Source organism: Marinomonas vaga, assembly GCF_055388305.1.
In genome coordinates, this window is sequence record NZ_AP043903.1 from 2596528 (window position 1) to 2615739 (window position 19212).

A 19212-nucleotide genomic window follows, 5' to 3' on the forward strand; every position below is an offset into this window, starting at 1 on the left:
AAAATTACCCCATTTGACTGGCGATCATTTCTTGTTCGTTAGAATTCAATAGCTCTCGAGCGGACAATATCTGAATGATACGGTTACGATCCGCAAGATTTACAACTTGTCCGAGCATACGGTTTTGGTCGTCTGAGAGAGATGGCGAACTTTCGATCTGACTTTTCGACAGGCGAAGTACCTCTGATACGGAGTCCACTACAAAACCTGTTTTTACGTTGTCGATATTTACGACAAGGATGCGTTGGCGATCATTGTTCTCAATACGGCTCATGTCGAATCGGGAACGCATGTCGACCACGGGTAGAATAGTGCCCCTAAGGTTGACCATGCCGTCTATAAAGCTAGCGGTCTTTGGAACTTTGTCGAGTTTATCTGGCTGACGGGTAATTTCTTGTACGTCTTCGATGCTGATGCCGTACTCCTGATCTGCGAGTTTGAACACCACCATTTGCTCGCTATTGCTGTCGGTGTCCTCGTCTTGAATCGAAATAGAGTGGTCCATCTGACTATCCTCTTGCTGTACTTCTTCAAACGCTTTCTGAATGCTTTGGTTTTGCAGCAGGCTGCTGGGCTTTAACACCGACACAAGTCGTTTACCTTGGTCTAAACGACAAATCTTTTCGATGTCTTCACTGCTGCTGGCATCGAGTAGTTTGGGGACATCATCTTGCTGAGCCGTCGGTATGCGGAGCACTTCTTTGACCCCATCTACCACTAGGCCGACACAGGCGCTTTTCTTGCCGAACTCATTCAAATCCACAACTAGGATGCGTTGATCTTCGGATGCGCCCACGTCCGTCATACCAAATAGTGAGCGCAGGCTGATTAAAGGCAATATGCGCTGGCGCAGGTTGATTAAGCCTAATACGTGATGATCGACCCGAGGCACCTGAGAGATGTGTTCTGGTAAACGCACAATTTCTTGAACACTGCTTAGGTGGAAGGCATATTCCTGTTGCTCAATGTCAAAGCTGACCAGCATGTCTATGTCTTCTTCCTCTTCCGGTGCGGAGTCATGCACAGGCTCAACATAGTTCCCATCGGATGTTCCGTGGGATTGTACGTTTGATGTGAAGTGAGAAAACTCCAGTTCAATACATTGTCTAGGGACCAGTATTTGAATAAAGGCATCAGCGTCATTCGTGGCGATGACGCCTTGTAGAAGCTCGGCATCAATGGTGCTCTGTATGCTCTTAGCATTTTGGATATCGTTAGGTTGTACATTAATGACTCGAGACACGCGATCTACGATTAAGCCAATGTTGGCTCCGACATTCACAACCAGTACTCGAGAGCTGTCTGTATTGTCTTGGGTTTCGAAGGACAGAATGGTTCGTAAGTCCAGCACAGGTAAAACGTGGCCTCGAAGGTTCGCCAAGCCGACTAGGGCAGGCGAGGTGAGGGGGACGTCCACCATCTTAGGAATCCGAATGATCTCAACCACCTCCTGCATAGGAAACGCATAGCGCTCCTTGCCAATATAAAAGGTGACGTATTGATTCAAGGATTCATCCTGATCGTCATGCAGTGGCTCTGCTAACATAGAATTCGTCATAAGGTTCTCCGCCGAAATCGGTATTTAGGCGCTTATGCGCTTTGCAATTCGTCCGCTACAGAGGCGATCTCCTCAATCGAGATTGAGAGCTCTTCTGTACTTTGGGATTGTTGCTGGGCGGCTGTGGCACATTCTTCTGCAGCGGTACTGGCTTGTTCTGCTGCTGCGGCAATTTGTTCCATGCCTTTTTTGCCTTGGTTTACCGCAGAGGCGATCTCAAGGGCGGCTCGTTGAATCTCTTTGCTGTTGTCTTGTACTAGGACAATTTCAGTTTCGATCAGGGTTAGGTCATTCGTGGAGCGGGCTGCCTTTTCGACTTCACGTTGAGCGCTATCAGAGGTTTCTGTTAGATCCACTCTTACACGGATGGTTTGGTCACGAATGGCTTTGACTAGGTCTTTGATCTGATCGACGTTTTCTGCGGCTTCATCAGCTAAGTTTTGAATGTCTCCAGAGACCACCGCAAATCCTTTACCGTATTCCCCAGCGCGTGCTGCTTCGACGGCACCATTAACGGCCAACATGCTAGTTTTAATAGAGACTGTGGTAATGGTGTCGATGACTTTATCAATGGCACCCACCATTTGTTCCATGGACGCGATAGCATTGACGTTGGCTCTAGCGGTACCCAGTGAGTCATTAATGCCTATTATCATTTCATCCACGCTGGTTTTGTTTTCGCGAAGGAGTGTTTGGATCTTATCGACTAGCTCAAGACTCATGTTGGCCCGGTCGGATGCGAGGTCTGTCCCTTTTTCAAGCTGGTTTAGGGCGGCGGCAGATTCTTCAGCGGCAGCGGCGGCTTGTTCTGCTCCACGGCTAATTTGGCCAATTGCAGCACTGATCTCAGTGGCAGCACGGTTGATTTCTTCAATGGAGGCCGAAAGCTCTTCAGAAGATGCAGCCACTTCTTCTGCGCTCTTAGAAATGTCTGAGCTGTTTTTGAGTTCGTCAGCAATGCTTTCTAGCTCTTGTGAGGCTTGTTCTGCCCCCGTAAGTGCGATGCCTTGTTGCTCGATGGTTTTAACCACTTGCTCGGCCGCGGCGGATTGCTCCTCCGCAGCGGAGGCGATTTCTTCTGAACCTTTTAAAATGTCTTTGCCTGCCGCAAACATTTCGTTTGAGCCAGTGGCCAGCTCTTCTGCTCCTGAGCTGATCACTCCGATATCTTGCAGGATTTGGTTAAGCTGCTCGGTGACAAGCTTTCCTTTATTAACTTCTTCTAAAGCGGTTTCGGCTGAAGACTGCACCGAGTCGCTGACGCTACGGGACTGTTGCTGAATTTGGGTAATTTGATCGGCGATGTCTAAGGCGCTTTTCTCAGATACTTCTGCTAGAGATCGCACTGTGTCGGCGACGACAGCAAAGCCTTTACCGTGTTGGCCTGCTCGGCCTGCTTCGATGGCGGCATTTAGGGCCAGAAGGTTGGTTTGATCCGCTATGCGAGTAACTTGTTTAACGGTTTCGCCAATATTGGTTGCCAGTTGTTCAAGTTCAGACATCATGCTGACGGATTGAGTTTGGCGCTGACTCGCGGTACTGATGTTTTCCACTAGGTTAGAGATCTCTGTACTCACGTGCTTAATGAGTTCTTGTAGCTCATCAGATTTGGATTTTGAAGCGGAGATTAAATCTTGTTGAATGACCAGAGAGGAGTTGACCTGATTGATGGCTGCCAAACTCTCTTGGCAGGCGCTGCTGCTTTGTTCCGCGCCAGCGGCAATGCTGGTAGCAGCGCGGGTCAGTTGTTCCCGTGCGGCGCTTGCCTCGGTAATGGCACTGGCAAGCTCTGCTGAGGAGGCAGCGATGCGCTCTGCAGCTTGTTGTTGCTTAGCAACGGTGCGGGCGTGTTTTCTTTGCATATCTGCACGCCTTGCTGAAGCGGCGCTTGCGTCTTGGTTGATTGGGGCAGGTGTGCTGTCAACAGAGGATTTTTTCAGGGCCATGGCTCGATCTCCAGAAGCGTTCAACGCATACAATGTTATTTTTACTTTGGGTTGATCCCGTCTACGTGTAAAAAGCATAGAGCGTGAGGCGGTTAGAACTAGTTGACTCCTGTTTTGATCTTGTGAAGAAATTATGGCTACTGTGTAGGGTTATGTAACTCTTGCCTAGCTTATGATGAGGGTAGGGCGATCTAAGCCGCTTTTGTTAACTTAGGTTTCTGTATGTGTATAAATCACTTACGTAAAAGCCATAGAAAACGCCGATCAGAATTCTTTTAAATTTTTTTGAAAAAAATCTTCCCTTTTCAGTTTGTTATAGTAATATACGCACCCGCTGACAGGGGCAGCGCCCCAATCAGAATTCGGGGCGTAGCGCAGCCTGGTAGCGCACTAGCATGGGGTGCTAGTGGTCGCAGGTTCAAATCCTGCCGTCCCGACCAGTAAAGGTTATTTTGCCGCTATAGCTCAGTTGGTAGAGCATCTGACTTGTAATCAGAGGGTCCCGAGTTCGACTCTTGGTGGCGGCACCATACTTCTACTGGTTTTGACAGTTGTAACTGTTAAGCCGCTATAGCTCAGTTGGTAGAGCATCTGACTTGTAATCAGAGGGTCCCGAGTTCGACTCTTGGTGGCGGCACCATTAGCAGATTACAAACATTGCCGGTATAGCTCAGTTGGTAGAGCACCTGACTTGTAATCAGGGGGTCCCGAGTTCGACTCTTGGTGCCGGCACCATGAAATTGATGATTTGAGCCGCTATAGCTCAGTTGGTAGAGCATCTGACTTGTAATCAGAGGGTCCCGAGTTCGACTCTTGGTGGCGGCACCATCAATCATCAGTAGCATGGGCGTGTAGCTCAGTTGGGAGAGCGTCGCCCTTACAAGGCGAATGTCGGGAGTTCGAACCTCTCCACGCCCACCACTTTATAAGCAGTGGTAAAAGAACTTATGACAACGGAGTGGTAGTTCAGTTGGTTAGAATACCTGCCTGTCACGCAGGGGGTCGCGGGTTCGAGTCCCGTCCATTCCGCCACTTACTTCTAAAGTAAGTTGGTAAAAGAACCATCTTTTCCAAGATGTAAAACTATGAGCGGGCGTGTAGCTCAGTTGGGAGAGCGTCGCCCTTACAAGGCGAATGTCGGGAGTTCGAACCTCTCCACGCCCACCACTTTATAAGCAGTGGTAAAACAACTTATGACAACGGAGTGGTAGTTCAGTTGGTTAGAATACCTGCCTGTCACGCAGGGGGTCGCGGGTTCGAGTCCCGTCCATTCCGCCACTTACTTCTAAAGTAAGTTGGAACAAGAACCATCTTTCCCAAGATGTAAAACTATGAGCGGGCGTGTAGCTCAGTTGGGAGAGCGTCGCCCTTACAAGGCGAATGTCGGGAGTTCGAACCTCTCCACGCCCACCACTTTATAAGCAGTGGTAAAAGAACTTATGACAACGGAGTGGTAGTTCAGTTGGTTAGAATACCTGCCTGTCACGCAGGGGGTCGCGGGTTCGAGTCCCGTCCATTCCGCCACTTACTTCTAAAGTAAGTTGGTAAAAGAACCATCTTTTCCAAGATGTAAAACTATGAGCGGGCGTGTAGCTCAGTTGGGAGAGCGTCGCCCTTACAAGGCGAATGTCGGGAGTTCGAACCTCTCCACGCCCACCACTTTATAAGCAGTGGTAAAACAACTTATGACAACGGAGTGGTAGTTCAGTTGGTTAGAATACCTGCCTGTCACGCAGGGGGTCGCGGGTTCGAGTCCCGTCCATTCCGCCACTTACTTCTAAAGTAAGTTGGTAAAAGAACCATCTTTCCCAAGATGTAAAACTATGAGCGGGCGTGTAGCTCAGTTGGGAGAGCGTCGCCCTTACAAGGCGAATGTCGGGAGTTCGAACCTCTCCACGCCCACCATGTTTTTCTCGTTACCTTTTTTGATCGTTTCTGATCCCTCATTACATTTTATTTAAATACTTCTCATACACGAATTTTTAGATCTGCTAACTCTAGCGCTTGAGATCGATCGCGTAGGTGGCCTACCAGTGATGCTTTACAACTACCCAGATCGTATGGGCGTTAACATGGAACCAGAATTCTTTGAATTGGTTAAAGGTGCTAAAAACATCTGCGGTATCAAAGAGAGCTCTGGTGATATCAACCGTTTACACATGTTGATGAACGATTTCCCACACATACAAGTGACTTGTGGCATGGACGATCAAGCGTTGGAGTTCTTCGCTTGGGGTGCTAAAGGTTGGGTGTGTGCTGGCTCTAACTTCCTACCAAAAGAGCACGTTGCGCTGTATCAAGCATGTGTTGTTGAAAACGACTTCAACAAAGGCCGCAAGATCATGGCAGTGATGATGCCATTGATGAGTGTTCTTGAGCAGGGCGGTAAATTCATCCAAAGCGTTAAGCATGGCGTGACTTTCGATGGCCATGATGCGGGTGTCGTTCGTTCCCCATTAATGGGATTGGATGACGCAGAAAAAACGGAATTGGAACAAGTGATTACTGCTCTCGTAAGAATATTATGGAGGTGGCCCTGTCCAGTGGGTTTATTAGCTCGAGCCACTTTAGTAACTGTTTCAAGGAATACTATGGCCTGTCGCCACGAGTATTTCGTCAGCAGGCCGCTGGTTCGTAATTTCGATGGCGCCGAATCCGAGGATGTAAGTTGGACAAGGCGCTATTTCTTAGACGCTCACAACAGCTGAATACGAAGGGCAAAGCGCTCCACCTGCTGCCAATCGGTAAACTCATAGGCCTGTGGCCCCAATGCCTCACCCCCCATACGGAAGATGAGTTTAATCATAAAACGATCAAACCAACCATACTGACTAAGGTGGATTTTACCGGCAAAGACCGCCTCAAGTTTGGCCTTTACTTGCGTCTTTTGAATGAGTTTTGTGAAGTACACATTGGATTCAGGAGTATTCTTTCCTGCTTTTCTAGCCGTTGCATTAACACTGAAGAGCGCTGTTTTTTGTGTGTTGAGCAGGGTCTTATGCTGCGTCAAAAACGCCTCCATGGACTCATGATGTCGGCCATAACGCACGCTGCCACCAATAATCACCTTATCGAATGTCGATAGGTCAATATCCTTGTTTTGGGCAAGATCTCCTAAGGTTATGTCATGATCCTCTGATAAATGGTTTGCGAGATACTCGCAGATTTTCTTAGTTTGACCATCTATCGAGGCGTATAAAATCAAAGTCTTAATCATGGGAAGAAGTTCCAAATATCGATTCAACGGCAAATCGGCGCTGATTTCCCCCAAGGGGCAGCGCCGACTGGCTATAGGGGTTATAGCGCCCCGTTAATCAGTAAACGTAGACCATAGGCTAAGATGCTTATGCCAATGAGTCCACCCAGATACAATAAAACAAACCACTGCCATGACTTCAGTCGTATTGATGGTTTCATTAGTAGCCCTCCTGATAATCTTCTACCTTGCCCGCAAATACTCGATAGCCCCAAAGGGTATAAGCAAGAATCAGAGGCACAAAGATCACAATGCCCACCAGCAAAAAGCTTAGGCTGGTATCCGGTGATGCCGCATCCCAGATGGTGAGTTGATTAGGTAACAGGTAAGGGAACAGACTGACCACTAACCCTGAAAATCCTAATAAGAAGATGGCCGCTGCAAACCAAAATGGGCGAGCTTCATGATCCGTATTGTGTAAACCACGCCATGCAAACCAAGCAAATAGGGCAGACAGAATAGGCAGTGGGCTCAGGTATATAAAGTTCATGCCACTAAACCAACGCTCTCGAATGTCGTCAGAAGACATCACCGTCCAAAGACTTACCGTCACCATGGCGAGCATCACCAATACGATCAAGCGCTTGGCCAGATGTGCCGCATGCTGTTGTATGCGATCTCGGCTTTTCATATACAAGTAGCATGACCCAAGTAGAGCGTATCCGGCCATCACACTAAAACCGGTCAAAATGGCGAAAGGCGACAGCCAATACCAGCTCACGTCCGCGATCTGCTCGGCATTGACCCCTTGTACAATGGAGCCCAAGATCAATCCCTGACAAAACGCCGCCGTGGCAGAGCCCGCGCTGAACGCCAGATCCCAGTAGGGGCGAGAGCGGTGTGCCTTAAAGCGGTATTCAAATGCAACACCGCGGAAGATCAGGGCAAACAACATCAAAATGATCGGCAGATAAAAGGTAGATAAGATGCCCGCATAGGCTGCAGGAAAGGCGGCAAACAGCACTACGCCACCAAACACCAGCCAAGTCTCATTCCCGTCCCAGACGTGGGAGATAGAGCGCATCAGATGATCACGCTCTCCCTCTCGATCAAACCATGGGTAGAGAATCCCCACCCCTAGGTCAAAACCGTCCAGAAGCACATACATGAGCACGGCAAAACCAAGTAGCAAGAAATAAAACAGTATCAGATCCATTACTTTTCTCCGTCTTCATGTTTCAGGTTTTTGACCCAAGCAAGGGCGTAGCCAGGGGCTTTCATGCCGACTAATTGTTGCTCAAGGTTGGCCATAGATGGGGGGCCTTTTTTAATCAACTTACGCATAAAGTAGAGATAAACCCCAAACAGTAAACTGTAGATCACCACAAAGCCGATGAGGGTAAAGAGCACCCGCTCCGCGGGCAGAGGGGAAACCACTTCACTGGTGCGTACCAGGTTATAGACCAGCCAAGGTTGGCGGCCAATTTCCACCACATACCAGCCCGCGAGGACCGATATCACCCCAGACGGAGTAAAGAGCATTAAGGACGTTAAAAAGAACTTGTTTTGGAACAGGGTGCCACGCTTACGTAACCAAAGCGCAAGCACCGCTAAGCCAATCATGCCTACTCCTAGGCCAACCATGACTCGAAAGGACCAAAACACCATGGGCACATTAGGTCGGTCTTCTGGGGGCACGGCCTTTAAGCCTTGTACTGCACCGTCCATAGAATGGGTAAGGATCAAGCTGCCAAGGTGAGGAATACCCACTTCGTAGTCGTTAGACTCGGTTTCCATGTTTGGCATGGCAAATAGCAGCAGGGGCACATTTTCTTCTTGTGCAGGCCAAATACCTTCCATCGCTGCAAGCTTAGTGGGTTGGTACTCTTTGACGGCTAAACCATGTTGATCACCGATAAAAGCTTGTAGTGGGGTTAACACCAGCGCGATCCACATGGTCATAGACAGACCTTTTTTGGCGAAATCCACATGTTGTTTTTTGCGTAGATAATAGGCACAGACACCGGCCACAACAAAGGTCGCTGTGATAAAGGACGCCAACAGCATGTGGGTGAAGCGATAGGGCATGGAGGGATTAAAAATCACCTCAAACCAATCCGCCACGTGGAACTGCCCATCCACAATGGTGTAGCCCTGAGGGGTCTGCATCCAAGAGTTCGCCACAATGATCCAAAACGCAGAAATCCAAGTACCAATGGCAACGATCACGGTTGAGAAAAAATGTACCTTACGGCCTACGCGCTGCCAGCCAAATAACATGACGCCTAAAAAGCCAGCTTCCAGAAAGAAAGCGGTTAATACTTCATAGGCCATTAAAGGGCCGAGCACTGGTCCGACAATATCGGAGAATTTAGAGAAGTTGGTGCCGAATTCATAGGACAAAACAATGCCTGACACCACGCCCATACCGAAGGTGATGGCAAAAGGTTTTATCCAGAACTTAGCCAGTTGTAAGTATCTTGGGTTATGGGTTTTGAGCCATAGACCTTCCCAGATGGCGATCAAGGTCGCTAAGCCAATGGTGATGCTGGGAAAAATAATATGGAAGCTCACCGTAAACGCAAATTGCATTCGGGAGAGCAGGGCTGTATCGAGTTCCATAAGGGTATCCGTATAAAACGTTATAGGGGCATGTCCCCTGAAAATGATTGAACGATTGCTTATTACTGGCCTCGGTCTATCCGTTACGCACCTTGATGGCTCCTAGCCAGCGGCGAAATGCCAATGGCGTGATGGCTAAGGCAATGATGCTGAACAATACGGCGGCATCGATTAAAAAATGGCTGACTAGCATAGGGTGTCCCTCTAAGGTTTTTTGATATAGGTCACTTTGATTGACCTATAGCAACCCATGTGCCAGAAAATAATAAAATTTAAGTGTTTGATTTTATTGGTTTTTAAATAATATTTGATCGGGGTGTAAACTAAGTTTACGATTGTTGGACGAATTGTGGTGTAAACGAGGTTTACGTTTTGACGTTATTTATTGCGTTTGAGATAGCCATCTGGGTCACCAGTGTTTGTGGTGTTTTGGTGGGGGCGTGGTTGGTCTGGCGCGGGCGAAAGCAAGGAGATCTAAAAGCGCTGGCGGGTTTTGCTGTGATGATGGCCCTTTGGTGTTTTGGACATTTAGCTCTGTTTCATAACTTACAAACCCTAGGCATGGTGTTACTGCTGGCGAATCCACTGATGCCTACTTTTTTCCTGCATTTCGCTATTTTGTTCGTCAATGAAGGGGCCGCATGGCGGCCTTGGCTGTCCATTATCGCCCGTAATATGGGATGGATTTATGCCACCAGTGTCTTGATCGTACTCTTAAGTATTTGGGGCGGAGCCGGTGATACGGTGGCCTTGATGGGCGGTCGCCCTTTCTTTGTCTTTAATGAATTAGGGGCGGTCAACCTAGGCTACACCATTTTCATTGGTGTACTGGGACATGGGGTTTTGTTGCTGGGGTGGCGCCAGCATACGGGGAATAAAAAACGCTCGATTTTGGCTATGTTTGGGGTGGCGGCTTGGGGGTTGCTGCTTGCGACCAGCTTTGTGTTTCCTTCGTTTGGTATCAATGTTTTCCCTTACCCCATGTTATTACTCCCAAGCTACCTGCTGTTGTTGGTTTATGGGGTAGTGCGTTATCAGATCCTAGATGTGAACCGATTTGCTAACCGTGCCTTGCTTGCCCTTGCCATGATGTTGGTGATCTTGTGTGTGATCGCTGTATTTGGCACTTTGTCTGGCCGATTTGGTTTGCAGGCGCTGACCACTGTGCCTGTTTGGCAACTGTGGCTATATTCCTTGGTGGTGTTGCTGGTTGCGGCCACGGTTTATCCCTGGTTGCGTCGTGTGACTGAGCGTTTGGTGTTTCCTGGTGCGGTCTTGAACGAAAGTGTTCTAGAGAGCTGGAACCTTGAGTTAAACAAAGCGGAATCTTGGTCCGACTTATTGAACCAAGGGGGGCAATTGTTAGCTCACCATTTGCGTCAGCCAGTCGGTATCTATATGCAAGATTCAGACGCTTCAGAACCCCTCTACTTGTCAGTCGAAAAGACGGCTAATGGCTGGTATGTGCAGCCAAGCCAAACGGAAGACCTGAGTCCCGGTATGCGTCTCACCTTAGAGGTGTTCAGTTCTATTTTTGCGACTAAGTGTGCCGCTTTAGAACGCTCTTTAGCCCTAGCGGAAGCAGAACGTAAGCGCTTAGACGAGCAGCATTTAGTTGAGTTGGGCAGTTTGTCTGCAGCCATGGCCCACGAATTACGTAATCCACTGAATATTATTTCTATGGCGTCATATAACTCGCCACCAGAGACTAAGCGTCACATTCAAGAGCAGCTTACTCGAGCCGATCGCCTTGTCAGTGACATGCTGGTGTATTCTGGCAAGTTGACCCTGCAATATCAGTCGGTCGCCATTAAATCCTTGGTAACAAATGTGCTAAGTGTCTTGAATATGGAGTCGGTACTTATCACGGTGCAAATCCCACCAGAGCTAGAGGTTCAAGGGGATATCCATCGGTTACAGCAGGTGTTTATTAACTTGATTGATAACGCTTTGGCCTATGTGCGTAATCAAGAGGGCGGTTCTGTGTGCATTGAAGCCCATATGGAGCAGGACGCCTGTGTCTGCCGTATCCACAATAATGGTCCTGCATTGGATGCCAGCATAAAACAAGACGATTTATTTCGACCTTTCGTGAGTAAACGTCCCGGTGGTAGTGGCTTAGGGCTGGCGATAGTACGTCGCATCATGGATGCCCACCATGGGATCATTAGTCATCGAGAAGACCTAGGTTGGCCAGTCACCTTTGAATGCCGCCTCCCCAAATCCCCACAGCAAGCGTCAGGAGAAACCTCCCATGTCTAATAATGGCTACATTTTACTCGTGGATGACGAGCCTGCGTTCCGTGAATTAGCGGGTGGCTGGCTGACTCAGCAAGGTTTTAAGGTTAAGACTGTTGGTTCGATTCATGAAGCAATTGAAGCAAAAAAGGTACAAGGTGCACCGGATCTTGTGCTGCTAGATTTGTCCTTACCTCCATACTTTGATCCTCAGAAAACCCTATTAGCCATGCCTGAATTTGATGGCAGTCCGGTGATTATTATTACCGGACATGCAGAGCGAGAGTTGTCCTTGCAAGCCATTTCTCAAGGGGCATGGGACTTTATCGCCAAGCCGATTGACCCTGATATGTTAGCGGTGGTGGTGCGTCGTGCTTTGGCTAAAACCCGTTTGGAGCGGGAAGTTGAACGTCTACAACAAAGTGCTCCACAGCAAGGCGCAGAGTCCTATCTTGGTATTTCTCCTAGCGCTCAACGGATAAGAGCTCTGATTGAACGGATCGCTCCGACGGATGTAAGGGTATTGGTTACTGGGCCTTCGGGAACAGGTAAAGAAGTGATTTCTAAAGCATTGCATGACTTGAGTGCTCGTAAAAAGTCACCCTTCATATCCGTGCATTGTGGTGCTATTCCGGCGGAATTGTTAGAGAGCGAGTTGTTTGGCCATGTGAAAGGGGCATTTACCGGAGCTGAAAAAGACAAACAAGGGTTACTTAAATTGGCCGATGGGGGCACCTTATTTTTGGATGAAATAGGGGAAATGCCAGCCCCCATGCAAGTTAAGCTGTTGCGAGTGCTGCAAGAGGGCAGTTTTTATCCTGTGGGGGGACGCCAGTTAGAAACCATAGACGTAAGAGTGATCTCCGCCACCAATGCAGATCTAACTAAGTTAGTGGAACAGGGAACCTTTCGTGAAGACCTGTATTATCGAATCAAGGGCGTGGCGATTGAAACCCAAGGCTTAAACGAGCGTCTAGAGGACGTTCCTACCTTGTTGCAAAGTTTTCTAATGGCCTTGGAAGCAAAGCAAGGAAAGCGTTTACAGCTGTCTAATGAGGCCTTGCAGTGGTTTCGACAATGCTCTTGGCCTGGGAATGTGCGGGAATTGAAAAACACACTGGAGAGTGTGGCGGCCATCAGTGTGGCTGGGCAAATCACCTTGGCGGAAATCGAGCTACTGAACTTTGCTGGCGATCAAAGTTTCCAGTCTCCTGTGGCAGATGAACATGCCATCAATGAACCCACTTTGGATCGTACCCTTGAAGAACAGGTACAGGCCTTAGAAGTCACCTTGATTCGCTCCGCGTTAGAGAAAACCGAACAGAATAAGACTCAAGCGGCCAAACTTTTGGGGCTATCGCGACAAGGATTAATCAAAAAAATAGAGCGCTACCAGTTAGGTGAGGGGAGTATTTAGCTTCTTACAGGACAGATATTGGGTTGGAAAAGGACGTAGCAGCGGTTGCTGAAACGTCCTTTTTTTATGGGGTTTAAGACTTTTTGCCGCCACGTCCCTGTACTGCTTTGAATCTAGGGTTAGATTTACAAATGACAAATAGACGACCACGTCGCTTTACCACTTGGCAATCAGGATGGCGTTTTTTGGCTGTTTTTAACGAAGCTAATACCTGCATTATCGAGATCCTTTTAATTGTCGAGAGCCAAAGCGGCGCTTGAAGTTTTGTACTCGACCTTCTAATTGAGTAGCGCGCTGTTCACCCGTGTATACAGGGTGGGAAGCGGATGAGATATCAATGGTGTGATACGGGTAGGTGTTACCGTCTTTCCACTCAATGGTTTGGTTGGTTTGCAGGGTGGTTTTAATTAAAAAATACGTGTCTACGCTGGTGTCATGGAAAACCACTGTTCTGTATTCCGGATGTATGTTGTTGCGCATTATGGGTACCTCCTGTTAATTGTGTTATATCATAACATTTTATTTATTTAAGTAAATGATAATTATTACCATTAATGGCTTTGGAATTATTTTTTGATATACAGGCGGGGAGAGAAGGAGGATCCGCTCGCCACCTGAGGCGACGAGCAGAAAGGTTTTGCAGGAACTTAGAAAGAAACCGTCACATCGATACCGAAATTGCGTCCGGCGCGGGTATAGCGATTAAGATTGGTGCTGGTATCTGATAGATTTCGCACGTCATTCCAGACCACATATTTTTCATCAAAGGCGTTAAAAATGCCGGCGTTAATGGTGACATTCTCTAAAGGCTTCACATAGGCCGTTAGGTCAACCAGAGAATAACTTGATGTCTCTAGCCATTGATCTGATTCTGCTAAGTCTGAGCTGCTTTTCTTTGCTACCCAAGTGAGGTTAAGTTGGCCACCCCAGACTTCTGAAGGCGCATCGTAACCCAAGCCAGCCACAAGGCTAAATGGCGCAATAGAGGCGAGAGGCTCGTTATTTTCCTTGTCTTCACCTTCAGCGTAGGCCATGGCGCCCATGGCAGACCACCCTTGGCCTAAGGTGCTATCTAGATTTAGATGGCCTTTGGCTTCTACCCCTTTGATCACTACATCGCTTAAGTTGGCGGTGGTGTATTCGCCCCAAGGATTGCTTGCGGTGGCACCAAGGGAGTAATTACTCTCGATGAAATTAGTGTAATCGTTATAGAAGGCAACCACTTCAGCGCTACCTGCTTGACCTTCCACTCGGATACCTAGCTCTGTGAAGGTGCTTTCTTCTGGTTTAAGGTCTGGGTTAGGGATGATGGCGTAGCCACGACCACTGTTGTAGTAGTAATACAATTCGTCCAATTTGGGCGCTCTAAAGCCTGTTCCATACTTCCCAAATAAGCTGGTTCGTTCCGTCAGCGCGAACTCTGCTGCCAGTTGTCCTGTGAGTTTTTCAGTATTACTGTCGGCATAATCGTCGGATAAATCGTCCCCATCGGTTGAATAACCGTAACTGTCGTATCTCGCTCCAGGCACTAACGTGAGTCGGTCTGTGATCTTCCAGGTGTCCTCTAGGTAGATGCCTGCCATGTTAACGTCCGCTTTCGGAGAAAAACGAGAGGTAGAGTTACTGGTATCTTCACTTAGATTATCAAGAGATTTATTGGCTAGGTTAAAGCCGTAGCCGAGGCGGTGATTACCGATGTTCTTAACTAAGTCTGTGGATAACGAAAGTGCCTTTTCTTCGTAGTATCGATCCACTTCTCGTAACGATGTGGTCTCGATATCGGTACGGTTGGTGGTTTTAGTGACCTGATAATCCAATTGCCAAGTGAGTTTGTCGCTTATTGGAGTGGCTTGTTCATAGTCTTGGAAAATCCCGAAGCGCTGACGTTCTCTGTCGTCATCGGCACGGCGCATTGCGCTGTCTGAGCTCTCTGAGTAAAGGTCGGCGTTGAAGCTTTGGTGGTAATGTTCTGCGACAACACCAATCCGGTTGGCTGGATTAATGTTGTAAATGCTTTTTACTAAGATGTTATCGCTGTCTTGTTCACTCGGATCCACTGACTGTCGTGTGGCACCCGTGGTTTGATCAGACCCAGCATCACCGTAGTAGTTTTCCCCTTCATTGCCATCCCTTCTGGTGTACACCAATAAAGACTCTAATTTGCCAGTGCGGTTGGCAGCCGTAACGGTTTTACTCAGCTCATTTGAAGCGCTTTTATAACCGAGTTTGAAGGCCCCATAGGTGTCATTGCCTTCAGGATTTAAATAGTTGTCCGGATCTTTGGTCTCATAACGGACTGAGCCACCAAAGGCACCGCTACCTGCAGTGACGTTGCCACCTTTTTCGATCTGTACTGCCTGAAGGGCATCAATGTCGAGGGTATTGCGCCCAGTGCGTAAATAAGTGCTTGTTGGAGCGTAACCATCCGCTTGATCTACGCCATCGACACTGATCTTAACGCGGTTACCATCAAGGCCTCGGATCGTCACACCACTGATGCCAAAACGTGAGTCTTGGGAGGCGTCTACCCCAGGCTCGTAGCGCAATAGGTCATCAAGGTCTCGAGCGAGCTGAGCATCGATCTGACTTGCCTCAATTTCCTTTTGAGAACTGCCTAGATTTGTTTGTTCAGTGGTTTGTTCGGCTTCAACAGTGATCGGTTGAAGTTGTGTGGAAGCCCCTTCGGAAGCCGCATTAACATAATTAGACACAAGTACAGCGGCCGCAATTATTGAAAGGGAAAAGCAATTATCCTTCATGGCGATTGATCTCTTTAAATTAAATGCAAATGTTAAGAAGATGTCAGTATAAAGAAATACTAACGAAAATGATAATGGTTATTGTTTGCGTAAGTGGTATGGCTTAAATATTAAGTGTTCAAAAACTGTGAAGGTGCTTTCTGAGGAGGTGCTTTTCTGAAGAGGTACTTTTCTTAGGAGAGACGAAATAAAGCCCAGAGTGGGCTTTATTTTTGGTTAATCATCGAATAGCAGATTGATAGCGACACCAAAGAGAACCAGACCAAAGATAGGGCTAAGTACGCCTTGGGGAGCCCGTTCAATGTAAGGTAAGTTTTCGGCAATCATAAGCCCCCATTCAGGCGCGGGTGGCTTAGCGCCTAGTCCGATAAAGCTTAATGCCGTCAAGCTCAGGGTCGTGACAGGCAAACGCAGCAATGCATGGCGCAGTAAGGGCGGTAGTATGTATGGCAATAGGTAATGGCGTAAGACTCTCCATTGGCTGGCCCCCCAAACTGGGGCTAGGTGTGTATAGGGTTGCGCTTTGGCTTCCATGATTAAGCTAGAACAATGGGCTGCTAGTGGCGCCCAAGAGACCAATACAATGGCGATCAAAGCACTATAAGGGGTCATGCCAAAGAGTCCAGCGATCAATAGACCGGCAATGATATAGGGAATGGCTTTAGTGACTTCAATAAAGCCTTGGGTATAGCGTGCGAAAAAGCCCATTACTAGCCCCACAAGCAAACTTAGTGCTGTTGCTAAGATCCCCGCCTGGAAGGTCGAGATCATACCAGCCCCTAAACGGGCTAATAAATCGCGACCGAGTCCGTCGCCACCAATGGGCGCTGCTAGGCTAGGTGCGGCCAAACGCGAAAACTGGGACAGGTAAGGGTCACGAAACGTTGACCAGATCACGATTCCAATCAGGCAAACGAGTATTCCTATTCCTGTGTTGCGCTTGATTTTACTTTGGGTGAAGCGAAAGCTGGAAGGGCTGCTGATAAGCTTTCCTGCTTTTAAGCTTTTTCCCAAAATAAGTTGCTGAATGAAAAGTCCGGTACAACTGATAGCAATAGAAATCGTTAGCAGAATGAGCAAGCCCCCTTGGAGCATAGGCAAATCCTGAGCCTTGGTCGCCCCTAAAATCAGACGACCCACCCCTGGGATCGAAAAGATCTGCTCTACTGCCACGGCCCCTCCGGTGAGGCCGATAATGATCATGGTGATTTGTGGGATCAAACTGCTGATGGCTTTCTTAAGTGCCCCTCGAATGATCAAGCTTGGCGCGACGTTGGCGCTTAGCCAGGTAATGACCCAAGGCTCTTTGAGGACGCGTCTTAAACTGTCCCCAAGTAATCGACTGAAGAGACCTGTAGCCGGTAGGGCAAGGGCAAGGCTTGGCAGCCAGATGTTTTCCAAGCCCTGCCATCCGTAGGGCGGAAACCAGCCGAACCACACCGCAAAGACCAGTATTAAGACGGTTGCGACCACGTACTCAGGTAATGAAATGAGTACAGTGCTTAGACTGTTATGGTTAGCGGTGTTAGATCCCTTGCGCCACACCAACATACGCTGCAAAACGGCCAAACCACATAGCACAAAGGTAAGCGCTAGGGTGCTAGACATTAACAGCAAAGAAGTGGACATAGCGTGTAGAAGCCCTTCTGCCACAGGGGAGTTATCGATCCAGGATCGCCCAAGATCTCCCTGTAATGCATGGCTGGCCCAGTCCCATAAACGCTCGCTGGCAGTGCGATCCAGCTGGAGATCTGCTCGCACCGCTGCCAAGGCTTCAGGTGTCATCAGTTGTGATTGACCTGCCCGAGCACGCAAAATGGTCTGGCTGGGGTCAATGCCCGCGATATCTGGCATGAGACCTAGGATAATCACCACAATCACAAGTGCTGCGATGCGAGATAGCCAAGGGGTTAGCGCAGACATGGCTGGAAATAGGGCTTCTACAGAACGCATCGGTTAATTAATTTCCGTAAATTGGTTAATCAAACGACGTTCACTTGGGTCACGTACCACGTTGGAAACACGGCTAGTTTCCCCTTGGATCACTCGCTCATGCAGCATAGGGATGGCTGCATAGTCATTCAAAATCGCTTGTTCCGCTGCAATAATGGCTTGATTACGTGGCGCACCAAGCGGTTGTAGGTCCGCGTGTTTTAGAGCTTGGTCTACTTGTTCTGAGCAATACTGACCAATGTTAAACGAGCCAGCACAGCTGAAGTCACTCATCATATAAGCAACTGGATCCCCTGAATCCAATACCGTGGCGCGGGACAAGATAAAGGCATCAAACTTACCTGCAAGGGCATCATTTTCGATTTGTGCGTACTCACGAATATCCAACTCTACGGCAAACCCAACGGCTTCCAGCTGTTGCTTGAGGAGTGCTGCCACTTCGGGTAACTCGGCTCGGTCGGTGAAGGTGCCAATGACAATGGATTCTCCATTCGCTTTTAAGCCCTCTGTCAGTTGAGGACGCTCAGGTCGGATAGGCGCAGCCCAGGCGAGGGCAGGTCCTAATAAACCCTCTGCAATGTCCGCATGGCCTTCGTAAACGGTATTCACGATCTGCTCACGATCAATGGCTGCCGCAGCGGTTTTGCGCATCTTAATGTCATCAAATACGCCAGATTGGCTGTTTAGGTATAGGGTGTTGGTACGGGGCATGGCTACTTCTGTTAGCAATGCTGGATCTATGGTGGCGATTTGAGCCACGGGCACGGCTTCTACCACGTCTGCTGTCCCTGTTTTTAAAGCCGCTGCTCGGGCAAAACCATCTGGTACGTATTCAGCAAGAATGGTTTCAATTTTGGCTTTTTCACCCCAGTAATTGTCGTTTCGCTCTAATTTGGCGCTTGTGGTGCCATTGATTTCTAGCAGTTCAAAGGGACCCGTACCGGCACTGATTGGTACTACTCGGCCGTCTTCCTGATAGGCGCTGGGAGCCAAGATCGCCAGTTGCGGACTGGACAAACGACTTGGTAATAGGGGGTCAACGAATTGGGTTTTGACTTCCACTTGATAGTCACCTAATGCTCTGACTTCAAGGTCGATGCCATCTAAAATGCGAGGCTTAGGAGCGGCATCAATGGCTGCTTGCAGTGAGTTCACCACATCTTTTGCTGTTAATGGTGCGCCATTGTGGAAGCTTACGCCTTCACGAATGGTGAAGTGCCAGACCAAGGGCTCTACTTGTTCCCAGGCTGTCGCCAGCATTGGCAGTGCTTCCGATTCCGGGGAGAGGTTGACTAAAGTCTCGGCAGTGCTCCAACGAGACAGCTTAAACGCATCATCTGACAAGGGTGACAGCCCTGTGCGCGGAGGCTGCATCATTGCAACCCGAATTTGGGAGCTTTTGCCCGCGGCTGTGCTGCTGGTTTCTTCAGCGGTTTCTGGTGAGTCAAAGCAGCCCGCAAGAGGCAATGCTAGAGCCATAGCAAACGCTAGTTTATAAGTGGTGCCCATGAATTGATCCTTCG

Annotated in this window: 13 protein-coding genes and 14 tRNA genes; 17 read left to right on the top strand and 10 right to left on the bottom strand. The window is 48.5% G+C overall.

The window, feature by feature from the left end:
• Window positions 1-4: 4 nt before the first annotated feature.
• Together ACZ5DR_RS12180 and ACZ5DR_RS12185 are read right to left on the bottom strand one after the other, a co-directional pair.
• Window positions 5-1558: a chemotaxis protein CheW gene (locus ACZ5DR_RS12180; protein WP_377369722.1), complete on the bottom strand. Its 1554-nt coding sequence runs from the start codon at window positions 1556-1558 to the stop codon at window positions 5-7.
• A 32-nt stretch (window positions 1559-1590) separates the two neighbouring features.
• Complete coding sequence (locus ACZ5DR_RS12185) at window positions 1591-3504, bottom strand: methyl-accepting chemotaxis protein (RefSeq protein ID WP_377369724.1); 1914 nt, start codon at window positions 3502-3504, stop codon at window positions 1591-1593.
• Window positions 3505-3867: 363 nt separating this feature from the next.
• Between ACZ5DR_RS12185 and ACZ5DR_RS12190 the strand changes: the two genes are divergently transcribed.
• From ACZ5DR_RS12190 to ACZ5DR_RS12260, 15 genes are all read left to right on the top strand, one after another.
• Window positions 3868-3944: transfer RNA gene (locus ACZ5DR_RS12190), tRNA-Pro, on the top strand.
• A gap of 14 nt (window positions 3945-3958) precedes the next feature.
• Window positions 3959-4034: transfer RNA gene (locus ACZ5DR_RS12195), tRNA-Thr, on the top strand.
• A 34-nt stretch (window positions 4035-4068) separates the two neighbouring features.
• A tRNA-Thr gene (locus ACZ5DR_RS12200) sits at window positions 4069-4144 on the top strand.
• Window positions 4145-4163: 19 nt separating this feature from the next.
• A tRNA-Thr gene (locus ACZ5DR_RS12205) sits at window positions 4164-4239 on the top strand.
• 17 nt (window positions 4240-4256) lie between these two features.
• Window positions 4257-4332, top strand: a tRNA-Thr gene (locus ACZ5DR_RS12210).
• A 17-nt stretch (window positions 4333-4349) separates the two neighbouring features.
• Window positions 4350-4425, top strand: a tRNA-Val gene (locus ACZ5DR_RS12215).
• A gap of 34 nt (window positions 4426-4459) precedes the next feature.
• Window positions 4460-4536 (top strand) — tRNA-Asp (locus ACZ5DR_RS12220).
• Between the two features lie 59 nt (window positions 4537-4595).
• Window positions 4596-4671, top strand: a tRNA-Val gene (locus ACZ5DR_RS12225).
• Window positions 4672-4705: 34 nt separating this feature from the next.
• Window positions 4706-4782: transfer RNA gene (locus ACZ5DR_RS12230), tRNA-Asp, on the top strand.
• 59 nt (window positions 4783-4841) lie between these two features.
• Window positions 4842-4917 (top strand) — tRNA-Val (locus ACZ5DR_RS12235).
• 34 nt (window positions 4918-4951) lie between these two features.
• A tRNA-Asp gene (locus ACZ5DR_RS12240) sits at window positions 4952-5028 on the top strand.
• 59 nt (window positions 5029-5087) lie between these two features.
• Window positions 5088-5163 (top strand) — tRNA-Val (locus tag ACZ5DR_RS12245).
• A 34-nt stretch (window positions 5164-5197) separates the two neighbouring features.
• Window positions 5198-5274 (top strand) — tRNA-Asp (locus ACZ5DR_RS12250).
• 59 nt (window positions 5275-5333) lie between these two features.
• Window positions 5334-5409: transfer RNA gene (locus ACZ5DR_RS12255), tRNA-Val, on the top strand.
• Window positions 5410-5540: 131 nt separating this feature from the next.
• On the top strand, window positions 5541-6212 hold the full coding sequence (locus ACZ5DR_RS12260; protein WP_464543606.1) for a dihydrodipicolinate synthase family protein: 672 nt from the start codon (window positions 5541-5543) through the stop codon (window positions 6210-6212).
• Here ACZ5DR_RS12260 and hemG read toward each other — a convergent pair.
• The 3 genes from hemG to ACZ5DR_RS12275 all read right to left on the bottom strand — a co-directional run bounded on the left by hemG (window position 6200) and on the right by ACZ5DR_RS12275 (window position 9322).
• Complete coding sequence (hemG, locus tag ACZ5DR_RS12265) at window positions 6200-6721, bottom strand: menaquinone-dependent protoporphyrinogen IX dehydrogenase (RefSeq protein WP_377369728.1); 522 nt, start codon at window positions 6719-6721, stop codon at window positions 6200-6202. The two genes, ACZ5DR_RS12260 and hemG, sit on opposite strands and share 13 nt — an antisense overlap.
• Before the next feature lie 199 nt (window positions 6722-6920).
• Complete coding sequence (gene cydB / locus ACZ5DR_RS12270) at window positions 6921-7916, bottom strand: cytochrome d ubiquinol oxidase subunit II (protein ID WP_377369730.1); 996 nt, start codon at window positions 7914-7916, stop codon at window positions 6921-6923.
• On the bottom strand, window positions 7916-9322 hold the full coding sequence (locus ACZ5DR_RS12275; RefSeq protein ID WP_377369732.1) for a cytochrome ubiquinol oxidase subunit I: 1407 nt from the start codon (window positions 9320-9322) through the stop codon (window positions 7916-7918). Before ACZ5DR_RS12275 ends, cydB begins: the two co-directional genes overlap by 1 nt.
• Before the next feature lie 372 nt (window positions 9323-9694).
• Between ACZ5DR_RS12275 and ACZ5DR_RS12280 the strand changes: the two genes are divergently transcribed.
• A complete protein-coding gene (locus ACZ5DR_RS12280) occupies window positions 9695-11584 on the top strand; it encodes an ATP-binding protein (protein ID WP_377369734.1) in 1890 nt (629 codons plus the stop codon).
• Complete coding sequence (locus ACZ5DR_RS12285) at window positions 11577-12977, top strand: sigma-54-dependent transcriptional regulator (RefSeq protein WP_377369736.1); 1401 nt, start codon at window positions 11577-11579, stop codon at window positions 12975-12977. Before ACZ5DR_RS12280 ends, ACZ5DR_RS12285 begins: the two co-directional genes overlap by 8 nt.
• A gap of 73 nt (window positions 12978-13050) precedes the next feature.
• Here ACZ5DR_RS12285 and ykgO read toward each other — a convergent pair whose 3' ends face one another.
• The 5 genes from ykgO to ACZ5DR_RS12310 form a co-directional block, all read right to left on the bottom strand.
• Window positions 13051-13194: a type B 50S ribosomal protein L36 gene (gene ykgO, locus ACZ5DR_RS12290; RefSeq protein WP_377369738.1), complete on the bottom strand. Its 144-nt coding sequence runs from the start codon at window positions 13192-13194 to the stop codon at window positions 13051-13053.
• Window positions 13194-13457 carry a type B 50S ribosomal protein L31 gene (locus ACZ5DR_RS12295; protein ID WP_377369740.1) on the bottom strand — a complete coding sequence of 88 codons (264 nt, stop codon included), beginning with the start codon at window positions 13455-13457 and terminating at the stop codon, window positions 13194-13196. The genes ykgO and ACZ5DR_RS12295 overlap by 1 nt, the downstream gene beginning before the upstream one ends.
• Before the next feature lie 167 nt (window positions 13458-13624).
• Window positions 13625-15736, bottom strand: coding sequence for a TonB-dependent hemoglobin/transferrin/lactoferrin family receptor (locus tag ACZ5DR_RS12300; RefSeq protein WP_377369742.1), 2112 nt, complete (start codon window positions 15734-15736; stop codon window positions 13625-13627).
• Between the two features lie 216 nt (window positions 15737-15952).
• On the bottom strand, window positions 15953-17689 hold the full coding sequence (locus ACZ5DR_RS12305) for an ABC transporter permease subunit (protein ID WP_377369744.1): 1737 nt from the start codon (window positions 17687-17689) through the stop codon (window positions 15953-15955).
• 3 nt (window positions 17690-17692) lie between these two features.
• Window positions 17693-19198 (bottom strand): ABC transporter substrate-binding protein, encoded by a 1506-nt coding sequence (locus ACZ5DR_RS12310; RefSeq protein WP_377369746.1) that lies wholly within the window; start codon window positions 19196-19198, stop codon window positions 17693-17695.
• Window positions 19199-19212: the final 14 nt, after the last annotated feature.

What these genes read in the sequence shown, in the direction of transcription:
- ACZ5DR_RS12275 (WP_377369732.1), bottom strand. Translation starts at nt 9,322, where the DNA reads ATGGAACTCGATACAGCCCTGCTCTCCCGAATGCAATTTGCGTTTACG.
- ACZ5DR_RS12180 (WP_377369722.1), bottom strand. Translation starts at nt 1,558, where the DNA reads ATGACGAATTCTATGTTAGCAGAGCCACTGCATGACGATCAGGATGAA.
- ACZ5DR_RS12285 (WP_377369736.1), top strand. Translation starts at nt 11,577, where the DNA reads ATGTCTAATAATGGCTACATTTTACTCGTGGATGACGAGCCTGCGTTC.
- ACZ5DR_RS12295 (WP_377369740.1), bottom strand. Translation starts at nt 13,457, where the DNA reads ATGCGCAACAACATACATCCGGAATACAGAACAGTGGTTTTCCATGAC.
- ACZ5DR_RS12260 (WP_464543606.1), top strand. Translation starts at nt 5,541, where the DNA reads ATGCTTTACAACTACCCAGATCGTATGGGCGTTAACATGGAACCAGAA.
- cydB (WP_377369730.1), bottom strand. Translation starts at nt 7,916, where the DNA reads ATGGATCTGATACTGTTTTATTTCTTGCTACTTGGTTTTGCCGTGCTC.
- ykgO (WP_377369738.1), bottom strand. Translation starts at nt 13,194, where the DNA reads ATGCAGGTATTAGCTTCGTTAAAAACAGCCAAAAAACGCCATCCTGAT.
- ACZ5DR_RS12305 (WP_377369744.1), bottom strand. Translation starts at nt 17,689, where the DNA reads ATGCGTTCTGTAGAAGCCCTATTTCCAGCCATGTCTGCGCTAACCCCT.
- ACZ5DR_RS12300 (WP_377369742.1), bottom strand. Translation starts at nt 15,736, where the DNA reads ATGAAGGATAATTGCTTTTCCCTTTCAATAATTGCGGCCGCTGTACTT.
- ACZ5DR_RS12185 (WP_377369724.1), bottom strand. Translation starts at nt 3,504, where the DNA reads ATGGCCCTGAAAAAATCCTCTGTTGACAGCACACCTGCCCCAATCAAC.
- ACZ5DR_RS12310 (WP_377369746.1), bottom strand. Translation starts at nt 19,198, where the DNA reads ATGGGCACCACTTATAAACTAGCGTTTGCTATGGCTCTAGCATTGCCT.
- hemG (WP_377369728.1), bottom strand. Translation starts at nt 6,721, where the DNA reads ATGATTAAGACTTTGATTTTATACGCCTCGATAGATGGTCAAACTAAG.